Raw genomic sequence first — 549 nt, forward strand, 5'->3', positions numbered from 1 at the left:
TTGAAGGCTTCGGCAGTCCATACCAACGCGATCTGAACAATAATCAGCGCCCACTCTGTGGTGGATAGCTGAAAATAAAAGCCGGCTATTACTACCACTACGGCGACCAGCAGGTGAATCCTGGCGTTGTTCTCAAACCGAAACAAATCGAGGATGCCCCGCCCGGCGTAGCGGAAACTCCGTACGGCTTTTTTTAAATCAATCAGTAGACTCATGATTGGTACTTAGCGCTTACCGATGTATTCCCGCATCATTACCCATTCGCGGCCCGGCGTTTTTACCTTGAAGGTTTCCAGGCATCCGCGATCCTGCAAGGTGATGTAGCAGTTTTTACCTTTTCTGCCACCGAAGCAGATATTGGAAACATTTTTACCGATGGTTGTGATCGTCGAGATTTGCTTACCCGCCGGCGATACCACCGCTACCTGACCAAGTCCGTAGCGGGTAATATAGAGGTTGCCTTCGGTATCGCAGCGCATACCATCCATGCCGCCCTCCGCAAACTCACCACGGCCCTCGGTCGCAGCGCCAATGCCACCGGCCTCGCCG

2 protein-coding genes are annotated in these 549 nt (G+C 53.0%); both read right to left on the minus strand.

The features are described from left to right. Positions 1-215: diacylglycerol kinase family protein (locus tag ACLD7X_RS18120; protein WP_411425079.1), on the minus strand; the 215-nt coding region annotated here is incomplete at its 3' end. 9 nt (positions 216-224) lie between these two features. Further along, a partial coding sequence (locus ACLD7X_RS18125; RefSeq protein ID WP_411425080.1) for an SMP-30/gluconolactonase/LRE family protein occupies positions 225-549 on the minus strand: 325 nt, incomplete at its 5' end.

The organism is Aphanothece microscopica RSMan92 (assembly GCF_046613545.2).
Classification (GTDB): Bacteria; Cyanobacteriota; Cyanobacteriia; order PCC-6307; family Cyanobiaceae; genus NIES-981.